Origin of the sequence: Clostridium intestinale DSM 6191 (genome assembly GCF_900130055.1) — a bacterium.
GTDB lineage: Bacteria > Bacillota > Clostridia > Clostridiales > Clostridiaceae > Clostridium_T > Clostridium_T intestinale.
This window is the reverse complement of record NZ_FQXU01000003.1, coordinates 194,604-217,444: the sequence shown is the minus strand read 5'-3', so window position 1 is coordinate 217,444 and position 22,841 is coordinate 194,604. Positions and strand designations below refer to the sequence as shown.

Here is a 22,841-nt window from a genome sequence, read left to right as displayed (position 1 = left end):
TATCACCTCTTATTTTCCTATTATAATATTTTTCTCAATCTCATTTCCATTTAAATATTGACTTATGTCTAGTGGTTTTCCATTTGGGAATTGAACTCTTTTTATAAGAAGTATTCCTTTTCCACAAGAAACCTTTATTCCATCTTTAGTTACATCTATTATCTTACCTATATCTTCTGAAGTTTTATCTTCATCTAATACTTCACTTTTAAAGATTTTCATATTTTGTTCTTTATAAGTTGTATATGCTATAGGCCATGGATTTAGTCCTCTAATCATGTTATGAATTTCTAAAGCAGTTTTATTCCAATCTATTTTAGCAATTTCCTTATTTAACATAGATGCATAGGAACTTAAGCTACCATCTTGCTTCATAGGAATAATTTCATTATTAGTATAACCTTTAATTGTATCTAATAATAGTCCTGCTCCTCTATCCATTAAAATATCATGAAGTTCACCAGATGTCATATAAGGTGTTATTTCCACCTCATCTTTTAACAACATATCTCCTGTATCTAATCCCACATCCATAAGCATTGTTGTATTTCCTGAAGTTTTTTCTCCATTTATAACTGCCCAGTTTATAGGAGCAGCACCTCTAAACTTAGGTAATATAGATGCATGAAGATTTATACAGGCATATTTAGGTATATCTAGTATTTCCTTTGTTAATATCTGACCATAAGCGACTACAATTATGTAGTCTGGAGCAATATCTTTAAGAGCTTTTATATGTTCTTCATTATTTTTTATTTTCTCTGGTTGATATACTTTAATAGAATGTTTTAAAGCCTCTTCTTTAACTGGGGAAAAGGAAAGTTTTTTTCCTCTTCCTTTTGGTTTATCAGGTTGAGTGAAAACTGCCTCAACCTGATGATTTTCTATTAAAGCTTTTAGAGAAGGCACCGCAAAGTCTGGTGTTCCCATAAAAACTATTTTCATCTATTTCCCTCCTACTTACTTTTAATTTTATCCGTAAATAATATACCATCTAAATGGTCATTTTCATGGCATATAGCACGTGCTAACAGCCCTTCTGCTACTAAAGTGAATGCCTCACCTTTTTCATTTATAGCTTTAACTTTTATTTTTTCTGGTCTTTCAACTTCATCCTGCTCATTTGGAATAGATAAACATCCTTCAATATCACATACAGCACCTTCTGTACTTAATATTTCTGGATTTATAAAAACTAATGGACCTTCTCCTATATCTATAACAAACAACCTTTTTAGTATACCTACTTGTGGTGCTGCTAGCCCAATTCCATTTGCAGCATACATGGTTTCAAACATATCTTTAATTAATGTAGTTATTCTATTATTAACTTCATCAATTTTTCTACTTTTTTTTCTTAATAGTTCATCTCCGACTATCCTTATGATTCTTTTAGCCATAATTTCCTCCTATATTAAACTGTTTGGGTTTATATCAATAGATACTCTTATTTCATTATATACATTAGAGTAGATTTCATAAACCCTATCTTTGATAAATTTACATGTTTCCTCAGGTAAATCACCTTTTAATACTATCTGCCATCTATAGTTCTCTTTAATTTTTGATATTATAGAAGAACAAGGTCCAAGCATTTCTAAGTCATATTCTCCTAGAGTTTTATTAAGATGATTACCAAGTTCTTTCATAAAGTTTTTTAATAGCTCCTCATTTTTTGATGAACAATGGATAAGAAATATCTTTCCAAAAGGAGGGTAATTAAAATCTTTCCTCATTATTATTTCTTCCTTAAACAAGGCTTCATAGTCATTATTCATTGAGTGAATAATTGAATAATGTTCAGGAGTATAAGTCTGTACTATAACTTCTCCTTCTTTATCTCCTCTACCCGCTCTTCCTCCTACTTGAGTTATAAGCTGAAAAGTTCTCTCAGCCGATCTATAATCAGGAAGGTTTAAGGACATATCAGCGGCTATTACACCAACTAAAGTAACATTAGGAAAATCTAAACCTTTTGTTATCATCTGAGTTCCTATTAAAATGTCTGCTTCTCCATTTTTAAAGGAATTATATATCTTTTCATAAGAATTTTTATTTCTAGTAGTGTCAACATCCATCCTCAAAACTCTTGCTTTAGGGAAAAGTCTCTTTATTTCACCTTCAATTTTTTCAGTGCCTGCGCCAAAATATTTAATATACTTACTACCGCATTTAGGGCAATTATTATCTATTTTTTTAGCAGTTCCACAGTAATGACATATTAGGTATCCATTATTATGATAGGTCATAGATATGTCACAATGATGACATTTATACACATACCCGCATTGCCTACAAGACACGAAAGTCGAATGTCCTCTTCTATTTAAAAAAATAATACTTTGATTTTTATCCTTAAGATTCAAAGATATTTTTTCATATAATTCCCTAGAAAACATGCTCTTATTATTATTTTTAAGTTCCTGTCTCATATCTATAATCTTCATCTTAGGCATTTTTTTACTTGCAACTCTATTTTTAAGTTCAATTAATTTATATTTGTCAGTTAAACCATAATAATAACTTTCTACAGAAGGTGTTGCAGATGCAAAAACTACCTTACATTCACTTATCTCACTAAGATATTCTGCTACTTCTCTTGTATGATATTTAGGGTTCTGTTCGGATTTATACGTTCCCTCATGTTCTTCATCAACAACAATAAGTCCTAAATTTTTAAAAGGAAGAAATATTGCACTTCTTGCTCCTACAACTAGTTTAACTTTTCCTTCAGATACCCTGTGCCACTCATCAAATCTTTCTCCTTGAGATAATTTGGAGTGAAATACTGCTACCGAATTCCCAAATCTTCCTTTAAATCTTTCTATCATTTGAGGAGTTAGTGAAATTTCTGGAACCAATATCAAGGTGCTTTTTTCTTCTTCAAGCATCTTTTTAGCTAATCTCATATATACTTCTGTTTTTCCGCTTCCAGTTACCCCTTTTAGTAAAAATAACTTTTCTTTTGAAAAAACTATATTATTAAATGCATTTTGCTGCTCTTCATTTAACTCAAAAGTATCATAAAAGTCATATTCTCTATTATCTAATCTATTGACTTTTTCATCTAATTTAATAAGATATTCTTCAGATATCAGTTTATTAATCATATACGAAGAGTAATTAAAGTCATTTATTAACTGACTTTTCATATATTTCCCATTATTTATTTTTATAAAATCTACTATTTTTATGTATTCATCTTTAGATTCTAATTTGCCGTCAAGTTCTTTATTAAAGCATAAAACTTCTTTCTTTTTTTCTTTTACCCCTCTCATTATTCCTGTAGGGATAAGAAGCCTTATACTTTCTATTTTTTTACATAGATATCTATTAACCAGAAATTCAAATAGTAGAAGACTTTCGTTTTTTAGTAGAGGTTCTTTATCTAAAATATTTATTAAAGACTTAATATTATTAAATCCACTTTCATTATTCTCCTGAATACCTATAACAAAACCTTCATAAAACCTATTTCCCATGCCAAAAGGAACTAGAACTCTATGTCCTAGCTTTATATCATTAACAAACTTTTCTGGAATTTTATATGTAAATAACTTATCTACACTAACTGCATCATTATTTATAACAACTTGAGCAAACAACTTCATCACCCTTTATAAAAAAACTCCCTATGGTTACATAGAGAGCTTAAATATTTACTAACCCTTAATTTTTATAATTTCATCAAATAGTTTCTTTGCTACTTCCAGTTTAGTCATCTTATCAAGTACAGTTTTCTCTCCTGTTTTTGAAATAAATATAACTTTATTATCATCAGATCCAAATCCAGTTTCTTTAGCTGTAATATCATTTCCAACTATTAAATCTAGATTTTTTTTGATTAATTTTCTTGTAGCATTTTCTTCTAAGTTATTACTTTCAGCTGCAAAGCCTACTAATATTTGCGAAGTTTTCTTTTCACCTAGAATACTAAGTATATCACTATCTCTAGTAAATTCCAAGTTTAAATTCCCTTCACCTTTTTTAATTTTCTGCTCTGAATAGGTTAAAGTTTTATAATCTGCAACAGCTGCTGACTTAATAACTATGTCAGCTTTATCAAAATATTTTAAAACTTCATTTTTCATTTCTTCATTAGTAGAAATCTTTATAGTCTTTACTCCATATGGCGGCTTTATATTAGTAGGTCCAGAAATTAAAGTAACTTCTGCGCCTCTATTTCTTGCTTCCTCAGCTATAGCATAACCCATTTTTCCAGTACTTCTATTTGTAATAAATCTTACTGGATCTATTGGTGATATAGTTGGTCCAGCTGTTATTAACACCTTTTTACCTTCTAAATCGCTAGTTTTATATAAAGTTTTTAAAACAAACTCATAAATATCTTCAACATCTGCAAGTTTTCCAGATCCCACATCCCCGCAAGCAAGCCTACCGGAAGCAGGTTCAATAAATTCATATCCAAAACTTTTTAGTTTTTCAATATTATTTTGCACAATAGGATTTTCATACATATTTGTATTCATAGCAGGCGCAAAAACTACTGGTGCTTTTGTGGCCATAATTGTAGTTGATAACATATCATCTGCAATTCCATTTGCTACCTTTCCTATTATATTTGCTGTAGCAGGTAATACAAGCATTAGATCTGCTTTTTTAGCTAAAGATATATGTTGAATTTCCCAAGCCTTAGGCTCATCAAACATATCTGTAGTAACCATATTTTGACTTAAAGATTGAAAACTTAGTGGGGTTACAAATTTTTGTGCTGATTCAGTCATTATTACTCTAACTTCAATATCTTTTTTTCTTAACCTAGATATTACTTCAAGGGCCTTATATACTGCTACCCCTCCTGAAACTCCAATAACCACACATTTATTATTCATTTTTATTTATAACCTTCTTTTATTTGTTCAAAACTTATTGTACCTTCATTAACTTCGTTAATAGCAATAGTTAGTGATTTTTTAGAATCAACCTTAATAGTTGGTTCTTGACCGTCTATTAATTGTCTAGCTCTTTTTGAAGTAACAATAACAAGTGAATATCTATTATCTACCTTTTTCAATAAATCTACTATTGATGGATTAATCATAGAGTTGCTCATGGATTACGCCCTCCTTAGAATCTAATATATTTTCTTTTATTCTGTCTACTCTACATTTTTCAGCAGTAAGTATTGCTTCAATCTTTTTAACTGCTTCTTCTACTTGGTCATTAACTACTGCATAATTATATTTTGATACATAATTAATCTCTTGATACGCAGATTTAAATCTAGTCATAAGAGATTCTGTAGTTTCACTACCTCTTTTTATTATTCTTTGTTTTAATTCTTCCATAGATGGAGGAAGAATAAACACAAAAATACCTTCTTTTGAGTTTTCTTTTACTTTAAGTGCTCCTTGAATATCAATTTCTAATATAACATTTTTACCACTTAAAAGCATTTCTTCAACTTTAGATTTTGGAGTACCATAAAAGTTACCATAAACTTCAGCATACTCTAAAAAATCATCAGCTTCAATTTTTTTCATAAATTCAGATCTATCTATAAAGTAATAATTAACTCCATCTATTTCCCCATCTCTAGGATTACGTGTAGTTGCAGAAACAGATATGTATAAATCATCATTTTTATCTAATAATTCCTTACATATAGTACCTTTCCCAGCTCCTGACGGTCCAGAAATTACTATTAACAAACCTCTAGTAACCTCTGTCATTATTCATCAACCTCATCTACAACCTCATCCTTAGCTGATAATCTATGAGCTACTGTTTCTGGTTGTACAGCTGATAATATAACGTGATCTGAATCAGTAATTATAACTGCTCTCGTTCTTCTTCCGTATGTAGCATCTATTAACATACCCCTATCTCTTGCCTCTTGTATGATTCTTTTGATTGGGGCAGATTCTGGGCTAACTATAGCAACTAATCTATTAGCAGAAACTATGTTTCCAAACCCAATATTAATTAATTTAATACTCATTTCTTTCCTCCTAGTTACTCAATATTTTGAGTCTGCTCTCTTATTTTCTCTATTATATTTTTTATATTAATAACTATGTTAGTTATTTCAATATCGGATGATTTTGAAGCTATAGTATTTGCTTCTCTATTCATTTCTTGAATTATGAAGTCTAGTTTTCTTCCAATAGGTTCACTTAAATCAAATGTTTCAACAACTTGATTTATGTGGGAATATAGTCTAGTTATTTCCTCATCAATAGATGCCTTGTCAGCAAAGATAGCTATTTCCATCGCTATTCTACTATCGTCAATATCGACGATATTCTTTAGCTCTTTAAGTCTATCTTGCAATTTTATCTTATAACTTTCAACAATAGTACCTGATTTATCTTCTACTCTCTTAACTAGCTCTTTTATTTCTCTAGTTTTTAAGATAATATCTTCCTTAAGCTTAGCTCCTTCTTTTTCCCTCATATCTACCATCATAGTCACGGCTTCATGAAGTAGAGGTTCAAGACATCTCCATAGTTCTTCTATGTTTTCTTCTTTTTCTTCAACCATTATAACATCTGGAAATCTAGCAATTAATGAAACAGATATATCATTTTTTACATCGTATCTATTTTCTATCTCTAATAAGGATTTAAAATAGCTATCAGCTAAACTCTCATTAAATTTAGTAACTTGATCTCCTTTATGATAATTTTTTAAATTTACGAATAAATCAATTTTACCTCTATTTAAACTCTGAGATAATATTCTTCTTATTCTATCTTCAAAACTTATCATAGACTTAGGCATCCTGATATTTATATCTAAATATCTGTGATTTACACTTTTCATTTCTAGAGTAAATATTTTATCGCTACCTTCAGCGCTAGTGGATCTACCAAATCCAGTCATGCTTCTTGCCATTTTTTATCCCCCTTAAGAGTTTGTTTATTAAGCTATATTAAGATAATATACCCTTATGACACCTTAGGTCAATGGTTTGTTAACAGAAAATTTACAATTAAATTCGTAAAAAATTGACCATCACAAAATGTAATGGCCAATCAAATAACTTACTAAGTATTATACTGCAGTAAAATAATGAAGTGTTAATTTTATTACAAATATTATAGCAAGTACTATCATAACTGGTGAAACTTTTTTCTTATCTTCTTTTTTAGAAAATAAATTCACTAAAACATTTATAAATACATAAGCTAAAACACCTATAGTTAAACCATCACCTATGCTGTAAGTCATTGGCATTAAAGCAGTAGTTAAAAATGCTGGTATTCCTTCTGATAAGTCATCAAACTCTATTTCCTTAACTGCTCCCATCATTAAAAATCCAACATAAATTAGTGCTGGCGCAGTAGCAGCAGATGGTATCGCTATAAATAATGGTGAGAAGAACATAGCAATTAAGAATAATACTCCTGTTACTATAGAAGTATATCCAGTTCTTCCTCCTTCACTGATTCCAGTTGAACTTTCAACATATGTTGTTACTGTAGATGTACCAACTAAAGCACCTGCTGTAGTACCTATAGCATCCACTAATAAAGCTCTTCCTGCATTAGGTAAGTTTCCATCTTTATCTAACATCTTAGCTCTTGATGCAACACCAACTAAAGTTCCAACTGTATCAAAAAAATCTACAAATAAAAATGTAAATACTATAACAACAAAGTTTAAAATGTTGTTTGGATCCATCATGTAGCCAAAATCAACTTTACCAGCTATTGGTGCAATTGATTCAAACTTAAAGATACCTTGTGGCAAGAATATGTTAAATGCAGCGGCACCTTCTGAATTAATTAATGCATATCCCCATGCAACCACTGTAGAAACTACTATTCCTAGAAGCATTGCTCCTTTAATATTTTTCTTTTGTATAATAACTATAGCTAATAATCCTATACAGGTAACAACAACTGAAGGTGTTGTAAAACTTCCCATTCCAACTAATGTAGAGTCATTTTTCACAACAATGCCACTACCAGTAAAACCTATAAATGCTATAAATAATCCAATACCAGCAGTAACTGCATGTTTTAGATTAGTTGGTATACCATTTACAACTGCTTCTCTTACTTTAAATAAAGATAAAAATATAAAAATAATTCCTTCAACAAAAACGGCTGTTAATGCTATTTCCCAAGATATTCCCATTGTAATACATACTGAAAAAGCAAAATAAGCATTTAACCCCATACCTGGTGCTAAAGCAAAAGGTAAATTTGCATATAATCCCATAAAAATAGTTGTTACACCAGCAGTTAAACAAGTTGCTGTAACTAATGCCCCTACAGGCATTCCTGTTGCACTTAAAATAGATGGGTTAACAGCTATTATGTAAGCCATTGTTAAAAATGTTGTAATTCCAGCTATTATTTCTTTTTTGAAATCAACATTCTTATTTGTAAAAATAGGAAGAAACTTTTCCTTTAAAGTCAATTTTTCCATTATTAATCCCCTTTTCTTAATATATTGTGTTTCCACACATAATATGACAAATTACTCTATTTAATTTGTGTGAGAAACAAAATCAACGAATATTATTATATATCAATTAGTTTAAATTAGTCAATACTCAAATTTTAACCACTTCGCTTAAGCTTAATATTCGCACTTTTTAATTAATGTCGAATTATATATAGACAAATTAAGTTTTTATTATGAAATTTTAAAATTAATCTTTTGAAAAAAATAAAAAGACTACTAAGTTAATTCTTGCAGTCTCTCAAAATCATTTTAGACAATTAATGTTTGTTATAATATGTATACACTCATCTTTTGGCACAGGTTTACTAAAATAATACCCTTGCCCAAAATCACATTGATTATTCTTCAAAAAATCTAACTGTTCTTTTGTCTCTATTCCCTCAGCTACAATTTTTAACTTTAAATCCTTTATAAGATTTATTACAGACTCTACAACTATTTTATCTTGATCACTTGAAAAAATATTATTAATAAACTCTTTATCAAGCTTTACCATATTCATAGGTAGCTTTTTTAGATATGTTAATGAGGAATATCCTGTCCCAAAATCATCAAGAGATAATTGTAATCCCATAGACCTCATTTTTCTAAGTACTTTTATAGCTTCTTCTAAATTAGTCATTATTGCCGTTTCTGTAATCTCTAATTTTATACTTTTACTATCTATTTTATATAAATCTAACAGCTCAGCTATATAATCTACTATATCATCATTTATTAGTAATTTTCCTGATATATTTATTCCTATAACTAAACCACTAACTCCATTTTCCCTCCACTCTTTTATTTGCTCAAAAGCTGACTTTAATACCCACCTACTTATTTGGTCTATATACCCTATCTCTTCAGATAAAGGTATAAAATTCATGGGAGATATAAAACCCTTATTCGGTTTATACCATCTTATTAAGGCTTCAAAACCATAAACTGTATTGTCTTCTAATCTTATTATAGGCTGATAATACAACATAAATTCATCCTTACCAATAGCATGTTTCATTTCATTAATTAAATTAATTTTTTCCAAAATTCTTTTTTCCATATCATGATTATAAAAAGTATATCCATTTTTACTTCTACGCTTTACTTCAAACATAGCTGTATTAGCATTTTTAAGAAGTTCATTAAAGTCACTTCCATGGTCTTTATAAATAGCTATTCCTACGCTATAGGAAATAAAAAACTCTTGACCCTCCAGTTTCCAAGGTCTTCTGAGTATATTTAAAAGCTCTTCTATTTTATAAACAACATCAACATTCTTTTCAATATTGGTAAAAAGAATTGTGAATTCATCTCCACCAAACCTAGATGCAAAATCCTCTTCTTTAACTTGATATTTCAATATATTTGATATATATATTATAAGCTTATCTCCTAAGGTGTATCCTAAAGTATTATTTATGTTTTTAAAATCATCAATGTCTATATATACCAAAGCAAACTTGTTGTTTTTTATATTTTTATTATTTATTAACTCATTAACTGTAAGTTTAAAAAAAGCACTATTAGGTAGATTACTTAAGGTATCATAATAAGCTAATTTATCTAATTTTCTATTACTATTATTCAGTTCAACAAAAGCTTTCTCTAATAACAATATTTTTTTAGCAATTAAAATATAAATTACGCACATAGTAATTAAGACATATATCCACCCTTTATATGTTTGTATTGCCCAATAAACTCTATTATCTTTTGCCAGTTTTTCTAATAAGAAGTCTGATGTTTTAATCCAGAATACTCCTAATATTAAATAAACTAATGCTATTTTCAAGGCTTCTTTTCTTGGGTTTATTCCAGCTCCTAAGTCTTTATATTTTTTTACTTTTCTTAAGTTAAATGAATTTTTAAACATTTCGTCACCTATTCAGAATTAAATCTTTACGTTATGAACCAAATTATTATATTTATTTAACGCTTCATTTAAAAGATTACTAGCATAAATTACTTCTTCATCTATTAAATTATTTTCCTTTATCTCTATTAAATGCTCAAGTCTTTCTCTTAATATATCTATATGAATAGATATAATTTCTTCTTTTTTCACTTTAAACACCTCCTAAATATAATTTTATCCATAATTGAATTAAATACTCACATATATTAAATTATAAAAAAATAGACTAAAAGTACTTTTTTATAGTACTCTTAGTCTATTTATATAGGTAAATGTTTTCATTAGGATGCTGAATTTATTAAACTTGCATTTAATTTTTCTTGTAATAAATCTTTAGCTACAATAATTAGTTTTATATCTTCTCCTTCTTTAAAAATAAAATCAAATCCCAAATCTCTTATATTATTTCTTAATTCTTTAAATTCTTTACTTGGATACTTATCAAGTATTTTTAATCTATATGTTAACACCTTTCTCTTTAAATGTTCTACTATATCAACCATATAAAACGTAATGTTCATTTTTAAATTAATATTTTCATGAAACACATTATATATACTTATTTTATCTATTATGTTTTGTAATACTTCCATAATATTATTACTATCATATAATTCTATAAATATTTTCTTAAGTTCAGAATAACATAAAGGATTATGTGTGTATTTATTGTTCATAAAAACAACCTCTAAATTATCTTTACTCTCTTCATAATAACTACTTAATCCAGAATTGCAAAATATTTTCTCCCAAATCCCTGCTGTAGGTACCAGTATATCACCTGTTGATAATATATCAGCTATTTTTGAAATTGCTATTGTACTTAGATTATCCATAAATAACACCTCCAAAATTAATTAGTTTATTCACCTTAACAAGTTAATTATACCATATTATGTATATAAAAAAATAGCCCCTAAGGGCTAAGAAGGTATCTTTATTTTACCATATTAATTTTAGTATAAAATCCAGTATATGCTAGCCATAGCCTCATCCGTTGTTCTATAGTTATCAATTTATCAAGCTCTTCACTTATAATTAAAACTCTATAATCATTAATCCCAAATATCTCTATAGCTTTATTTAGTTCAAATCTTTTTTTTTCTATTAAAAGAAGTATTCTTCCCATGTTTTCCTCCTAAGTTTTTACTATAAACTTATTTATAGGTTTAATACTTATATACATTCTCACTACTATATTATTCATCTCTTTAATATTTGAACATTATTTATGTCAATTATAATAATATTTTTATAAAGAACTAAAATTCCATAGTTTAAGGGAGGATATCCTCCCCAATTATTCATCTTTTTTAAATTGTTTAACCAATTGATTAGCATAAACAGCTGCACCAACTACTAATATCCCTTGTACAAATCCTTGTACACTAAATCCTATTAAAGCAATTGCACCAGCTATTCCTATTGGCAATAATATCAAAGGTATATATTTATCTTGTATCTTTTCAGTTCCCTTAAATATCATTCCTAAGACATATAATGCAGGCACTAAAATAAGTGCATTATCTGTAATTAAACTTACAAAATCCATATTAGACTCACCCCTTACATCTTAAAGTGAAAAGTTTATAATAAGGTATATTCTTTAGTAAAAAAATTTCCTTAATAATTATATATTCAAGTTTAATTAATTTGTTGCTTAAAATTGAACTCAATTCTATATTTAACATATTAAATATATACTAATACTATAAGCCTTATTATTAGTTAGAGGAGTGTCTATAATTGGAAGATAAAGATTTACTTGAATTGCTAGATAAGATCTATTCTGAATTAGATTTTGGTTATAAAACAATTAGTGAAGATATAGATAATTTAAAAGATGATCAGTCTAATAATACTAAATTATTAAAAAATTTGGATCCAAAAATAAAACAACTTATTAAAGTAAAAGAAAAATTTAAAAAGCAATTAGATGAGTTAAATGATAAAATTGAGGCTCTTTCAAGTCCCTCAAAAAGCAAAAAAAAATAGTATAAATTTATATATTTCGACTAAACTATAGATGTATCATCTTCCTAAAAGTAATTTTACTAATTGGCATGTATTTCGTTTCAAAGCATTGGTATCCTCTCGATACGCAAATATATAAATTACCCCTTTTGTAGAGTCATATTTGTTGAAGCTTAGGCTTCTTCAAATATGACTTTCTATAATAAAAAAGTCTAACAACTTAGTATCTTATATAATATAATTTTTATAATATCCTGTTTCATTAAGAATAGAGTATACATTGTTTTTATCAACTAATATTGGATTAGTTAGTATTGAAGGAACATTTATCTTCCCATTATTAACTGACTTATACGTGATTTTCTGTTCACCTTTTATTAATTTAATTGCGGCATTTATAGCAACCCAGGCTAATTCATTAGTATCTTTAAGTACTGTCATGGATTGAGTACCTTCAATAATCCTCCTAATTGCAGAAATGTCTGCATCCTGACCAGTTACAGCAACTTTTCCAGCCAAATTTTCTTCGTCCAAGGCCTCTATTACAGCGCCTGCTATTGCATCGTTTGGAGCCAAGACAGCATCAATATTATTTTCATATTGAATTAAAGAATTTTTTACAATATTATAAGCGTAATCAGGACTCCATCTTTCTACCTTTTCTTGAGTGATAATTTTTATATTCCCTGTATAAACTAAGGGCATAATATATTCCATTGCCCCTTCTATAAAAACCTCCCCATTCGGTTCTCCTAATAAAATAATGTAATTACCTCTAGGTACTTTTCCTATAAGATATTTACCTTGGAGTTCTCCTACCCTCATGAGGTTAAAGGAAACAAATAAATCTATATCACTATTCATTGCAAGTACATCATACGATATTACCTTAATACCTCTCTTTTTAGCCTTCTCAATGGCCTCTGGTTCTCCTTCTCCATTTATTGGACATATAATTAATACGTCCACCTCTTCTAATATTAATTTGTTAATTGCTTCAATTTGCTTATCCATTTCAAAATCGTTATACTCAAATATCAAACTTAGATCTCTTATCTTTCCTTCTTTCTCCATAGCAGATTTATCTCTTTTCCATCTCTCTTCTCGCTGATTAGGTAAAATAATACCAACACGTTCATTATCTCTATTTTCTTTTTTATTCATAAAATTACATTCTCTTAATTGTTCTATACCTAATTCTCTTAAATCTATATATTTAAATGAACCATTTAAGGTTTTTGAAATGAAACTTTTCATATTATTCCCCTGTTAATTATTATATATATAATTAAAATATTCTTTTAAGCCTTTTTAAGATACTTTTTATTTTTTCTTCACAACAAATTGACCACAAGTCATATCTCTAAAAAAATAAGTTTATAAAATATAAAAAGACATCAAACCCTTTATTCATTCAGGTTTTGATGTCTTTTAGTTTTCTTAAAATATTAAAAAATCTATTAAATATTTAGCTTTTATATTTACCACCAAAAAGAGCTCCAGGTATTTTGTCCACATATTGCATCTACAGATAGCCCTCTACTACTTTGATAATTAATTAAGGCACTATGGGTTTTAGACCCAAAAACTCCATCCATTATTCCAACATCATACCCCTTCAATATCAATAGATGTTGTAATAAGTATACTGGAATCCCACTAGTTGTATAGTTATATCCTACATAGGTGCTTTTATAAACAGTATACCAAGTTCCTCTTAAATAAAATTCTATTCTATTTCCATTATCAAGAGCCCACGCATTATTCAAATATGTGGAGTTACTATTACTATACATCACTTCGTTTAATTTATTTACAGAAGGGACATAAATAACGTCATCTAAATTAACCGTTTTACCTATTAATATACAGTTTTCTTCATGCATCTTACGAATATCTTCTGGTGCATTTATGTATGTATATTGAGTTAAATTCAGCCCAAGTTCAGAAGATTTTTCTGACTGATATTGTGAATCTAAAATGTTCTTATTGCTGTTTGTAGTTGTTGCAGCTAAAGCTGTTGTTCCTGATAAAATACTTAATACTAAAGTTATCGTACATGCTTTTTTTAAAATCATTGAACCACCCCTTATAAATATTAGTATACAAAATAAGTAATTCAATATTAATATTTAAATACCTTCTTTTTTCACCAAATATCATAATGTTTTTATTTCACATATGCCTATTAGTTTCATATATAAATAATGTGATTTATTTTATTGGAGGATAATATGGACACTAAAAAGTCCTTAAATCAAGATACAAAAGAAAACTTAGAATATATTGACTCACATACGCTTCCAGGACTAATGCATGAAACAGGATATCCTGAAGAGTATTATGAGCTTATGGGTAATTTTCTATTTATTAATCCAAACTATAAAAATATTCCTATTAAACAACCTATAGATCCCGAAGTTATATCTAATACTAATAGACCCTATAATTCTGAGTTCCCTAGACCTTATTATAATCAGTTCGGATACCCCTACAATCCTTACTATCCTCATTATTATCCATACTATACCTACCCTATATATGGATTTAATCCGCTACCTTTGTTCTTACTTGGGTCTATTATAAGGTAATTTAAAAAGGGTAGCTTAAACTACCTTTTTCAATTTAAGCTACCTGTGTATATAAAATTAAGAATACATCTTAAATGTTAATTAATTAACTAATATTTCAAATAATTTTATCAAAAACACTTTCTTCTTATTAAGTTATTTCACCTTTTTGTCCACCTTATTTAAGCATTTATAGTTCTTTAAAACCTACACACTCTTTTTTATTTTTTAAATATGCACTCTTATATTCATGTCCTTGTTTGATTTTACCATTTATAAAGACTTTGGTTTCATAAATTTTAAGACCATTCACATATATTATATTACTACCTCTCTCATTACTAACTTCATAAACAATACCGGTAGTGTACTCATAATCATTAGTTATTAATTTAGGTACATCTTTTACCCATGCAATCATACCATCTTTTGTATAAAATATTAGCACACTAAAATACAATACAAACATAATTGAACAAAATATTGATTTACTTTTCAATTATAATTTATAACTATAAGTAGCTACTTAAGAACATATTTACCACCAGAGGATTTCTCTATTACACCATTAATTCCATTACTACTTTTAATAGAATATCGTTTTCCTTTAGAAAAGAAACCTGAAATATCCTCTAGCTCATAATCTTCACCAAAAATATTATTAGTTTTCAACTTACCTGTAAATGTTGTCTCTAATTCACCTAAATCTTCATCAATAAACCCATCTTCACGATAAAGGTGTGTTTTCCCACCAACATTTTTGAAATAAAATTCCATAGTACCCCTCCATAATTAATATATTTCTTTTTTACTCTTTATGATAATTTACCATTCTTATTATATTTTAACATGATATTCTTAGGACAAGAATATAGATTATAAATTAAAAGCCACAACTGTTGAACTTAATCCTAAAATTCTTTATTGAGTTTTCTAAATAAATATAATCATTTTATGTTTATGGTTAACAGCACTTTCATAGAATTAATTGTTGAATAAAAATACCGCATATTCTTTTTATTAAATAATGCGGTATCATATGCTATCGTTTTTAAGGATATGTATTAAACTGCTATTCCTAACACTATCCATCCAAAGAAGAGGCGTAAGAAATATCATAAACTCTCCTAATCACAATCAACAGTAAACTATAACTTCTCTTTTGCTTATCTTAGCTTTCAATTTCACCTTACAATTCTATTGAGTTATATTTCGATTCTATATTTGTTGTTTTTTGCTAAAAAAAGCGATAGTATAAAAATCATTAATTGTACGGTAAAAATATTTATACGCTCTATTAATCCTAAAATAGGAATTGAGTTTGATATAACTATACCTGTGGAAGCTCCAGAAATTGTTATTATACATCCACATAAGATAATAAATACCCCCAATGTCCTCATATTTTCTATTTTTCTAAAGCCTATCCCAATAAAAAATGTTGAATCAATAGTAGTTATTACAACAATTGCAGTTACCATAATATGCATTAGGTTTTGAAATGTCATTCCCGCATTTATATCATCAAGAGGAAATAAAGAGTATCCCAAAAATGATGATATTTCCATTATTATTAATAATACCATTCCTATTTTAGAAGGTATATTTACATACTTTTTTAAGCTTAAATATAAAGTAACAGCAAAAAATATTGCTAATACCCCATATATACCAGTAAAAATCCTAAGAAGTTCAGCATTTGGAGCTCCTTCTCCAGTTAAATCACTAATTGGCTGCTTTATAGAAGAATATTCACCCCATAAATTCGCCCCTAAAAATACATGTAAAATATATACCACGGAACTTAACATTCCACATATAGTTCCGATTTTTTGAACTAACTTTATTTTATAATTTGTCATGTTTAAGCACCCCTTCATTATATAGTTAGATTACTTAATTATACCCTATAATAAACAACAAAAATATATTTTCAAAACCTTACTATTCACTTCTCAAGGAACATAAAAAAAGAATTTCTTGCTGTTTTTGTCTAAAATCCCCTTGGTTAATTGCTTATATCTTAAAGTGGCTAGATAGTTTATCTTTTCATCTTTGTACTGAGTAACTAATTGACTTTCATATGAATGATGATAAAGTTTATCTGCATAGTCATAGAAGTTAGCTGTATTTTCAGCCTGTTTACCCATATGGTTATTGAGATCAAATCAGCTTCTCTCTTACCTATAGATGTATTAAACTTGTCTACTGCCAATGTTACTGTAGTTACAGCTGTCTCATTACCTAGTGTGAACTTAAGCACCAATTTTTCTTATTTTGCTCCAATTTGCTGTATTTCTGGTTATATGGTTATCTGTATTTCTGGTTAACTGGTTATATGGTTATTAAACATAATATTTTACAAATTCTAATGAATGGCTCATATAGGGCATTCAAGCCTAATTCTATTAATTTCTAGTATAGGCATCTATTTCTCGCTTAAACTATTGATGTACCATTTTCCTAAAAGTTTTCTTACTAATGTGCTGATACTTAATTCCAAAGCGTTGGTATCCTCATTATATGCTAATATATAAATTACCCTTCTTAGAATCATATTTGAAGATTAACCTCCTTCAGATATGATTCTTTTATGTTTTTAAGGTTTCTTCCAACTCATGAATATTTAACCTTACTTATTCTCACAATAACCATGAAAGGTGGCTATGCATATGAGGAAATTTACTAGTACTTTTTTAATTATTTTGCTCTTATTTTTAATTCCATATAAAGCTAACGCAGTTCCAAATTCGAATACTTTTAAAGAAGGGGTTTATAAAGTATCTGATTTTAATTTTTCAGAAGACAATCTTCACTATATTCAAAATATATCTGAAAAGGGCTCTCTCTTATTGCAGATTTATGATAAAGATCAGATTGCACAACAAGCTATACGCCTACCTCCTAAATCACAAAAATTTAATTTAATATCATTAAAACCAGAGCACAGAATAGTGATTATAGGTGATGGAGAAGCCTATATATCTTAAAAGATACTAATAAGCATCTTTAAAATTGCTTTAATATTTGCTATTTTAGAATCGTATTTGTTGAAGTAAATCTAGTCACAGTATAAAATGATATAGTTTCTCCAACTAGTGTTACTGGCATTACCGATGCTACTGGTGTTGCTGAAAATAATAGATTACTTTATTGAGTATGTTAGATAGAAGTATGGAAAGGGGAATAAAAGATAAAGGTGTCCGTAACGGACACCTTATTTTCTTATGTACATTTTTACTATCTTTTTTTACCTTGTATTAATTAACTATCTCAAAAGTAAATACTACTGGATTTATCATATTTTCGATGAGTGGAGATACATCAACTGACTTAATCTTCAATTTTATTCCTAATGCCTTTTGATATTCATACAAACGCCCACCTGCACATCTTTCAAAATATGTTTCAATGGATTTTGGAAACTGAAACGTTCCTTTTGGTGCATGCTTATAGTATCCGTGGTTACAAGCAAAAGTGACTGTAATTGTATTATCCTCATTTAAAACAGCTGTTCTTCTAAATTTATTTGTAAATAATCTCAATCTCTCGCCAAGAGGTTTGTCAGCATATTCAAGTGCGAATGCTTTTCTCACTTTATCTTCCCCAGTACCCCTACAACTTCCATTTTGTTCACATAAGCGGAATCTCTGCTCTTTAGAGAGATGTTCTTCCATAGCTATCATAAACTTTTCTTCACATTCGTCTCCCTTATATGTTTGAACAATCTCCTCAAACAAAGGCACTATATCGACTGGAATTTCATTTTTACTCATTCTCATACTTTTCATCATACTTTTCATTTTCAGTACCACCCTCCCTTTTAATACGCATTTAACAATAAAATTAGTATACCATACCCCCTATTTATTTTCTATACATTACATATTATCCAATAAATATTACTATATACTTTTTCTGTCTTTTTAAACTGGTATGAGGTTAGGGGAATACTTGCTACTCTACTATTGCAGCAAGGTACTCATCCAAAGATAGTTAGTGAGCGTTTGGGTCATGCAAATATCAGTATGACTTTAGATATTTACTCTCATGTTCTGCCTAATATGCAGCTAGAAGCAGTTAGAAAACTAGAGAATATTTTTACTTAATTTTTTGCTATGTCACCTTTTCGTCACCCGTGGCATATTTCCCACAAAAACATAAACCCTGCAAACACCCATGTTTACAGGGTTTTAATCTTATTTTGGTCTGAGTAGCGGGACTTGAACCCGCGACCCCAAGAACCTCTAAAGGCATAAAATTATAAAATACTAAAAGCTATCAAAGTCTTTGTTTATCTAGGTTCATGAGCATTTCTCACTTTTCTAAAAACACTATAAAAAGCTATAAATTATTAAGTTGTGGCACCTTTTTGTCCACCTAATTTAAGTAATTATAGTTCTTCAAATCCTACACACTCTTTTGTATTTCTTAAATATGCAATCTTATATTCATGTCCTTGTTTGATTTTACCTTTTATAAAGACTTTAGTTTCATAAATTTTAAGACCATTTACAAATATTATATTACTACTTCTTCCATTTCTAACTTCATAAACAATCCCAGTAGTGTACTCATAATCATTAGTTATTAATTTAGGCGCATCTTTTATTGCTGGAATCATAACATCTTTTATATAAAATATTAGTATACTAAAATACAATACAAACATAATCGAACAAAGTATTGATTTGCTTATCAAGTGTAATTTAGATTTAGATGGAGAATATGTATATAAATATCCTATTGAAGAATCATTATTTCTAAAGTCTCTAAAATTCTTCTTTGCTAAATGAAGCATAAATAATAGGACTACCATCATAGGTATTAATGCTCCTATCAGCATAAAAGTATGCATTGTTGCGATATATTTCAAATTAAACGCTATTCTACTCACCTCATCATATAAATTTTTTACTACTATTATTTTTAAATCAATAAGCTAATTTTAATATATTATTTCTATATTTTCTATATAGATATTTAATTTTTATAATAAAAAAAGCCACAACCAAGGGAATTAACCCTCAGTTGTGGCTTTTTTATTATATTATCTTTTAGTAAGCGTATACTTCTCCAAAACTATATCCTGCAGCTCCAAAAACAACTCTTAATTTTGCATCTGCAAAACTTTTTCCAGGTATTACATTAAGAATTACACTATTAGGGCCACTGGATGCATTGGCACCTCTAGTAGCCGTATAGCTAAGTGCTGTATTACCAATTAAAGTATTTTTTACAACTGTAAAATCTGTTTCAACACTTTGTTTATAATTAATATCTACATAAGATTTTGAAGTATTAAATGCTGGAGAAAACCCATATTTACCACTATAATCAACACTTATATTAAATTTAGTTAATTGAGCAAATAATCTAATTACTGGAATTCTCTCTCCTTCATCTATTGTTTTAATATCAACAAGTTCATCACTTATCCATACTTTAGAAGATTCTCCAAAGTTTTTTACTCGTAATAAACCTTCTTCTATTTTACCATTTTTATAGTTTAGCCTTACATTAAAATTAACAGTATCATTTTCTTTAGTTTCATCAATAAACTCAAATGACTTTAAATGATTGTTAGGATTTGATAATAACTCTTGTACATTTTTAGTCTGTCCTTCTTTTGTAGGAAATGAAGCATCTTCAGAAATATTAACTATTCCTTGTATATCTTTATTTACAAAATATTCTAAATATTTTGTTGCTACATCCTTTTCGTTAGAAACAGAAGCTACTTGTTCTGCTGCACTAACGCTAATTGGGGATATCATCACTGCTCCAATTATAATAGAAGTAAAAATTTTTTTTAACTTATTTTTAAACATATATAATTCTCTCCTAAATTCAAATTTTAAAATATTTAATTCATTCAAACAAAATAATATATTTATACAGCTTATCTATATATTTTTATCATAATTTATAGGTACGTACCACTTTTTTACTATACCATATATTATGTTATTTTTGTATTTTTTGTAATAAACGTTTAAATTTTTAAATTTATCGTTAACATTTTTCATAATCATTAACTATTATTGAATTTATTAACATTTAATTAAATTTTAATGTGTATTTTATTTACAATATATTATTTATATTATAAACCTAACAACTTTCTCCATGTGTTCTGTCCTACTACTCCATCTACGTATAACCCGGTATGATTTTGATAATTCTTAACAGCTTGTTTAGTAATAGGTCCGAATACTCCATCTACGTGTGTGCCAACTTTTGATTGAATCCACCTTGTTATATTCCCTTGAGCACCTTCTTTTACTAGTGGTGATGCTGCTAAAGTTTTTGGTCCAGGTATTCCATCTACACTTAATCCAGAATTAAACTGTTTGTTAAACTCTTGTTGAATTTCTATGATATAAGTATCTCCTGAGCATTTAGAAATTTCTTTACCTGGTTCAGTATCTTGAGCTACTGGAGGTATTTCTTTAACTGCTGTTCCTATTAATCCCTTTACTATAGCTTTTGCTATTGCATCTGGATTATATCTATCTGCATCTTCTTTAGTATCAACAAAGCAGCACTCTATTAACATAGCAGTCATATTAGTTTTTCTTATTACATATAGGCTTTTACCATCTTTAATTCCTCTGTTCATGAATCCTAATTCTACAATAGCATTTAGTACCGCTCTAGCTTGTGGTACTTCTTTAGCTCCATAAGTATAAACTTCTATTCCTAATCCTCCACCTGCATTAAGATGTATCTCTGCGAATATATCTGCATCTGATTTATTTGCTAATTCTACTCTATAAGCTAAATCATTATCACTTAAATCTACTCTACAATAAGTAACTTCATGGCCTTGAGCTTCTAACATTGATTTTACTCTTTCACCTATTTCTCTTGTGCATATGCTTTCATTTAAAAATCCTACTGCTCCTGTACCTTTGCCTGTAAGTGTATGTCCTATTGATATTGCTATTTTCATAATTAATCATCCTTTCTCGTTTTAAATTTAGAAGGAACCATAAGGCTCCTAATTATTCATTCTTAGCTTGTCTTGCTGTAGATTGTCCAAAGTAGAAAGCTATTACTAAACTAAATACTGTTAGAAATTGCTCTGCAGTAACTTGACCTTTAAAGCTTAATGCACAAAATACAATAGTAAGTAATAATGCAATAAGCTTCTTCACTTGTAATAAACCTTTTAATTCTTTCATTTGTAAACCTCCTTTTAAAATTATTTTAAAATTATTTCTTTTATGTCTTCTACATCTTCCCTTATGTCTTCTATGGTTCCTATTGAACTTGCAAGTTTATCTATTGTTTCCTGATACTTGACTTCCCTTTCCTTTGAATCTTTTCTTGTGTCCATTAGTAACCATACAAATAAAACACAAAATATCCCTTGAGTTACCACATATTTAACTATTTCGCTTTCCATTTCATCACCTCTTAATTGTTTTTTACATAATAAAAAGAGAGCTGATTTTCTCAACTCTCTAAATCTTAAAATTACTATTGATATTACTTTTCTACGATCTCCCAACCTCTAACACTTTTAGATTCATCAATTTTATATTTTTCTCTACACTTATCACAAGCGATATACACAGTATGATCTCTAAACCCAGGTATGTTGTCGTGCTCTTCAACTATTTTCCCTTCACCACAAAGACACTCATATTCATATCTTTCGGTATCTCCTGAACCTGCTCCATAGCCTAGATGATTTTCTTCACTTGAATAGATTAACTTAGTTCTCATATATTCTCCCCCTTAAAGTAACTTTCATAATTATTATACCATCCTAAAATTCTAATACCCATACATTATACCCCAAGTTGTATAAAGTTTTTATGTCTTGTCAATAATCAAAATAACATTCCCCCAATGAATGTTGTTTCTATAAGGAAGGTTCCTACGATTTGGTAAACACTATCTTTAATTTAATAGTTTTTACCTTCCTTATAGAAAATTTTTATAATTATCTC

The 22,841-nt window shown here is 28.4% G+C and carries 31 protein-coding genes; 4 read left to right on the top strand and 27 right to left on the bottom strand.

Annotated elements, in window-relative coordinates; genetic code table 11:
- Positions 1 to 9: 9 nt before the first annotated feature.
- The 14 genes from fmt to BUA92_RS01170 form a co-directional block, all read right to left on the bottom strand.
- On the bottom strand, positions 10 to 945 hold the full coding sequence (fmt, locus tag BUA92_RS01235) for a methionyl-tRNA formyltransferase (protein ID WP_073015941.1): 936 nt from the start codon (positions 943 to 945) through the stop codon (positions 10 to 12).
- Positions 946 to 956: 11 nt separating this feature from the next.
- Positions 957 to 1,400 carry a peptide deformylase gene (gene def / locus BUA92_RS01230; protein WP_073015940.1) on the bottom strand — a complete coding sequence of 148 codons (444 nt, stop codon included), beginning with the start codon at positions 1,398 to 1,400 and terminating at the stop codon, positions 957 to 959.
- A 9-nt stretch (positions 1,401 to 1,409) separates the two neighbouring features.
- Complete coding sequence (priA, locus tag BUA92_RS01225) at positions 1,410 to 3,611, bottom strand: primosomal protein N' (RefSeq protein WP_175550826.1); 2,202 nt, start codon at positions 3,609 to 3,611, stop codon at positions 1,410 to 1,412.
- 51 nt (positions 3,612 to 3,662) lie between these two features.
- Positions 3,663 to 4,853, bottom strand: coding sequence for a bifunctional phosphopantothenoylcysteine decarboxylase/phosphopantothenate--cysteine ligase CoaBC (coaBC, locus tag BUA92_RS01220; RefSeq protein WP_073015938.1), 1,191 nt, complete (start codon positions 4,851 to 4,853; stop codon positions 3,663 to 3,665).
- Positions 4,854 to 4,855: 2 nt separating this feature from the next.
- Positions 4,856 to 5,074: a DNA-directed RNA polymerase subunit omega gene (gene rpoZ / locus BUA92_RS01215; RefSeq protein ID WP_073015937.1), complete on the bottom strand. Its 219-nt coding sequence runs from the start codon at positions 5,072 to 5,074 to the stop codon at positions 4,856 to 4,858.
- Positions 5,055 to 5,693, bottom strand: a complete 639-nt coding sequence (gene gmk, locus BUA92_RS01210; RefSeq protein ID WP_073015936.1) for a guanylate kinase — start codon at positions 5,691 to 5,693, stop codon at positions 5,055 to 5,057. Before gmk ends, rpoZ begins: the two co-directional genes overlap by 20 nt.
- Positions 5,693 to 5,962, bottom strand: coding sequence for an extracellular matrix/biofilm regulator RemA (remA, locus tag BUA92_RS01205; protein ID WP_021802161.1), 270 nt, complete (start codon positions 5,960 to 5,962; stop codon positions 5,693 to 5,695). The genes gmk and remA overlap by 1 nt, the downstream gene beginning before the upstream one ends.
- 14 nt (positions 5,963 to 5,976) lie before the next feature.
- Positions 5,977 to 6,858 carry a YicC/YloC family endoribonuclease gene (locus tag BUA92_RS01200; RefSeq protein ID WP_073015935.1) on the bottom strand — a complete coding sequence of 294 codons (882 nt, stop codon included), beginning with the start codon at positions 6,856 to 6,858 and terminating at the stop codon, positions 5,977 to 5,979.
- A gap of 159 nt (positions 6,859 to 7,017) precedes the next feature.
- On the bottom strand, positions 7,018 to 8,400 hold the full coding sequence (locus tag BUA92_RS01195; protein ID WP_073015934.1) for an NCS2 family permease: 1,383 nt from the start codon (positions 8,398 to 8,400) through the stop codon (positions 7,018 to 7,020).
- A gap of 283 nt (positions 8,401 to 8,683) precedes the next feature.
- A complete protein-coding gene (locus BUA92_RS01190; RefSeq protein ID WP_073015933.1) occupies positions 8,684 to 10,294 on the bottom strand; it encodes a putative bifunctional diguanylate cyclase/phosphodiesterase in 1,611 nt (536 codons plus the stop codon).
- 18 nt (positions 10,295 to 10,312) lie between these two features.
- Positions 10,313 to 10,486, bottom strand: a complete 174-nt coding sequence (locus BUA92_RS01185; RefSeq protein WP_021802165.1) for a Spo0E family sporulation regulatory protein-aspartic acid phosphatase — start codon at positions 10,484 to 10,486, stop codon at positions 10,313 to 10,315.
- 131 nt (positions 10,487 to 10,617) lie between these two features.
- Positions 10,618 to 11,172: a hypothetical protein gene (locus BUA92_RS01180; protein WP_073015932.1), complete on the bottom strand. Its 555-nt coding sequence runs from the start codon at positions 11,170 to 11,172 to the stop codon at positions 10,618 to 10,620.
- 101 nt (positions 11,173 to 11,273) lie between these two features.
- Positions 11,274 to 11,465, bottom strand: a complete 192-nt coding sequence (locus BUA92_RS01175) for an aspartyl-phosphate phosphatase Spo0E family protein (RefSeq protein WP_021802167.1) — start codon at positions 11,463 to 11,465, stop codon at positions 11,274 to 11,276.
- 171 nt (positions 11,466 to 11,636) lie between these two features.
- Positions 11,637 to 11,888 (bottom strand): phage holin family protein, encoded by a 252-nt coding sequence (locus BUA92_RS01170; protein WP_073015931.1) that lies wholly within the window; start codon positions 11,886 to 11,888, stop codon positions 11,637 to 11,639.
- Positions 11,889 to 12,082: 194 nt separating this feature from the next.
- On the opposite strand from BUA92_RS01170, the gene BUA92_RS01165 reads away from it, so the two are divergent.
- Positions 12,083 to 12,331: a hypothetical protein gene (locus tag BUA92_RS01165; protein WP_073015930.1), complete on the top strand. Its 249-nt coding sequence runs from the start codon at positions 12,083 to 12,085 to the stop codon at positions 12,329 to 12,331.
- Positions 12,332 to 12,538: 207 nt separating this feature from the next.
- Here BUA92_RS01165 and BUA92_RS01160 read toward each other — a convergent pair whose 3' ends face one another.
- Complete coding sequence (locus BUA92_RS01160) at positions 12,539 to 13,567, bottom strand: sugar ABC transporter substrate-binding protein (protein WP_073015929.1); 1,029 nt, start codon at positions 13,565 to 13,567, stop codon at positions 12,539 to 12,541.
- A gap of 224 nt (positions 13,568 to 13,791) precedes the next feature.
- A complete protein-coding gene (locus BUA92_RS01155; protein WP_073015928.1) occupies positions 13,792 to 14,388 on the bottom strand; it encodes a peptidoglycan-binding domain-containing protein in 597 nt (198 codons plus the stop codon).
- Positions 14,389 to 14,544: 156 nt separating this feature from the next.
- Between BUA92_RS01155 and BUA92_RS01150 the strand changes: the two genes are divergently transcribed.
- Positions 14,545 to 14,901 (top strand): hypothetical protein, encoded by a 357-nt coding sequence (locus BUA92_RS01150; protein ID WP_073015927.1) that lies wholly within the window; start codon positions 14,545 to 14,547, stop codon positions 14,899 to 14,901.
- A gap of 169 nt (positions 14,902 to 15,070) precedes the next feature.
- Here BUA92_RS01150 and BUA92_RS01145 read toward each other — a convergent pair whose 3' ends face one another.
- From BUA92_RS01145 to BUA92_RS01130, 4 genes are all read right to left on the bottom strand, one after another.
- Positions 15,071 to 15,349: a hypothetical protein gene (locus tag BUA92_RS01145; protein ID WP_175550825.1), complete on the bottom strand. Its 279-nt coding sequence runs from the start codon at positions 15,347 to 15,349 to the stop codon at positions 15,071 to 15,073.
- A 53-nt stretch (positions 15,350 to 15,402) separates the two neighbouring features.
- A complete protein-coding gene (locus tag BUA92_RS01140) occupies positions 15,403 to 15,657 on the bottom strand; it encodes a hypothetical protein (protein ID WP_073015925.1) in 255 nt (84 codons plus the stop codon).
- 428 nt (positions 15,658 to 16,085) lie between these two features.
- A complete protein-coding gene (locus BUA92_RS01135) occupies positions 16,086 to 16,742 on the bottom strand; it encodes a DUF998 domain-containing protein (RefSeq protein WP_073015924.1) in 657 nt (218 codons plus the stop codon).
- Between the two features lie 93 nt (positions 16,743 to 16,835).
- Positions 16,836 to 17,030 (bottom strand): hypothetical protein, encoded by a 195-nt coding sequence (locus tag BUA92_RS01130; RefSeq protein WP_073015923.1) that lies wholly within the window; start codon positions 17,028 to 17,030, stop codon positions 16,836 to 16,838.
- Positions 17,031 to 17,552: 522 nt separating this feature from the next.
- Here BUA92_RS01130 and BUA92_RS01125 point away from each other — a divergent pair.
- Positions 17,553 to 17,870, top strand: a complete 318-nt coding sequence (locus tag BUA92_RS01125) for a hypothetical protein (RefSeq protein ID WP_073015922.1) — start codon at positions 17,553 to 17,555, stop codon at positions 17,868 to 17,870.
- Between the two features lie 270 nt (positions 17,871 to 18,140).
- Here the strand turns inward: BUA92_RS01125 and BUA92_RS01120 are convergent, their stop codons facing one another.
- A complete protein-coding gene (locus BUA92_RS01120; RefSeq protein WP_073015921.1) occupies positions 18,141 to 18,683 on the bottom strand; it encodes a hypothetical protein in 543 nt (180 codons plus the stop codon).
- Between the two features lie 96 nt (positions 18,684 to 18,779).
- On the opposite strand from BUA92_RS01120, the gene BUA92_RS22745 reads away from it, so the two are divergent.
- Positions 18,780 to 18,989, top strand: coding sequence for a tyrosine-type recombinase/integrase (locus BUA92_RS22745; protein ID WP_083553359.1), 210 nt, complete (start codon positions 18,780 to 18,782; stop codon positions 18,987 to 18,989).
- A gap of 284 nt (positions 18,990 to 19,273) precedes the next feature.
- On the opposite strand, the gene BUA92_RS01110 is transcribed toward BUA92_RS22745, so the two are convergent.
- From BUA92_RS01110 to BUA92_RS01085, 6 genes are all read right to left on the bottom strand, one after another.
- On the bottom strand, positions 19,274 to 19,777 hold the full coding sequence (locus tag BUA92_RS01110) for a hypothetical protein (protein WP_207650327.1): 504 nt from the start codon (positions 19,775 to 19,777) through the stop codon (positions 19,274 to 19,276).
- A gap of 160 nt (positions 19,778 to 19,937) precedes the next feature.
- Entirely contained in the window at positions 19,938 to 20,711 is a 774-nt protein-coding gene (locus BUA92_RS01105; protein ID WP_073015919.1) for a hypothetical protein, read from the bottom strand.
- A gap of 275 nt (positions 20,712 to 20,986) precedes the next feature.
- On the bottom strand, positions 20,987 to 21,835 hold the full coding sequence (locus BUA92_RS01100) for an N-acetylmuramoyl-L-alanine amidase (RefSeq protein ID WP_073015918.1): 849 nt from the start codon (positions 21,833 to 21,835) through the stop codon (positions 20,987 to 20,989).
- Positions 21,836 to 21,887: 52 nt separating this feature from the next.
- Positions 21,888 to 22,067: a hypothetical protein gene (locus tag BUA92_RS01095; protein WP_073015917.1), complete on the bottom strand. Its 180-nt coding sequence runs from the start codon at positions 22,065 to 22,067 to the stop codon at positions 21,888 to 21,890.
- Positions 22,068 to 22,087: 20 nt separating this feature from the next.
- Entirely contained in the window at positions 22,088 to 22,291 is a 204-nt protein-coding gene (locus tag BUA92_RS01090) for a BhlA/UviB family holin-like peptide (protein WP_073015916.1), read from the bottom strand.
- Between the two features lie 83 nt (positions 22,292 to 22,374).
- Positions 22,375 to 22,614 (bottom strand): hypothetical protein, encoded by a 240-nt coding sequence (locus tag BUA92_RS01085; RefSeq protein ID WP_073015915.1) that lies wholly within the window; start codon positions 22,612 to 22,614, stop codon positions 22,375 to 22,377.
- Positions 22,615 to 22,841: the final 227 nt, after the last annotated feature.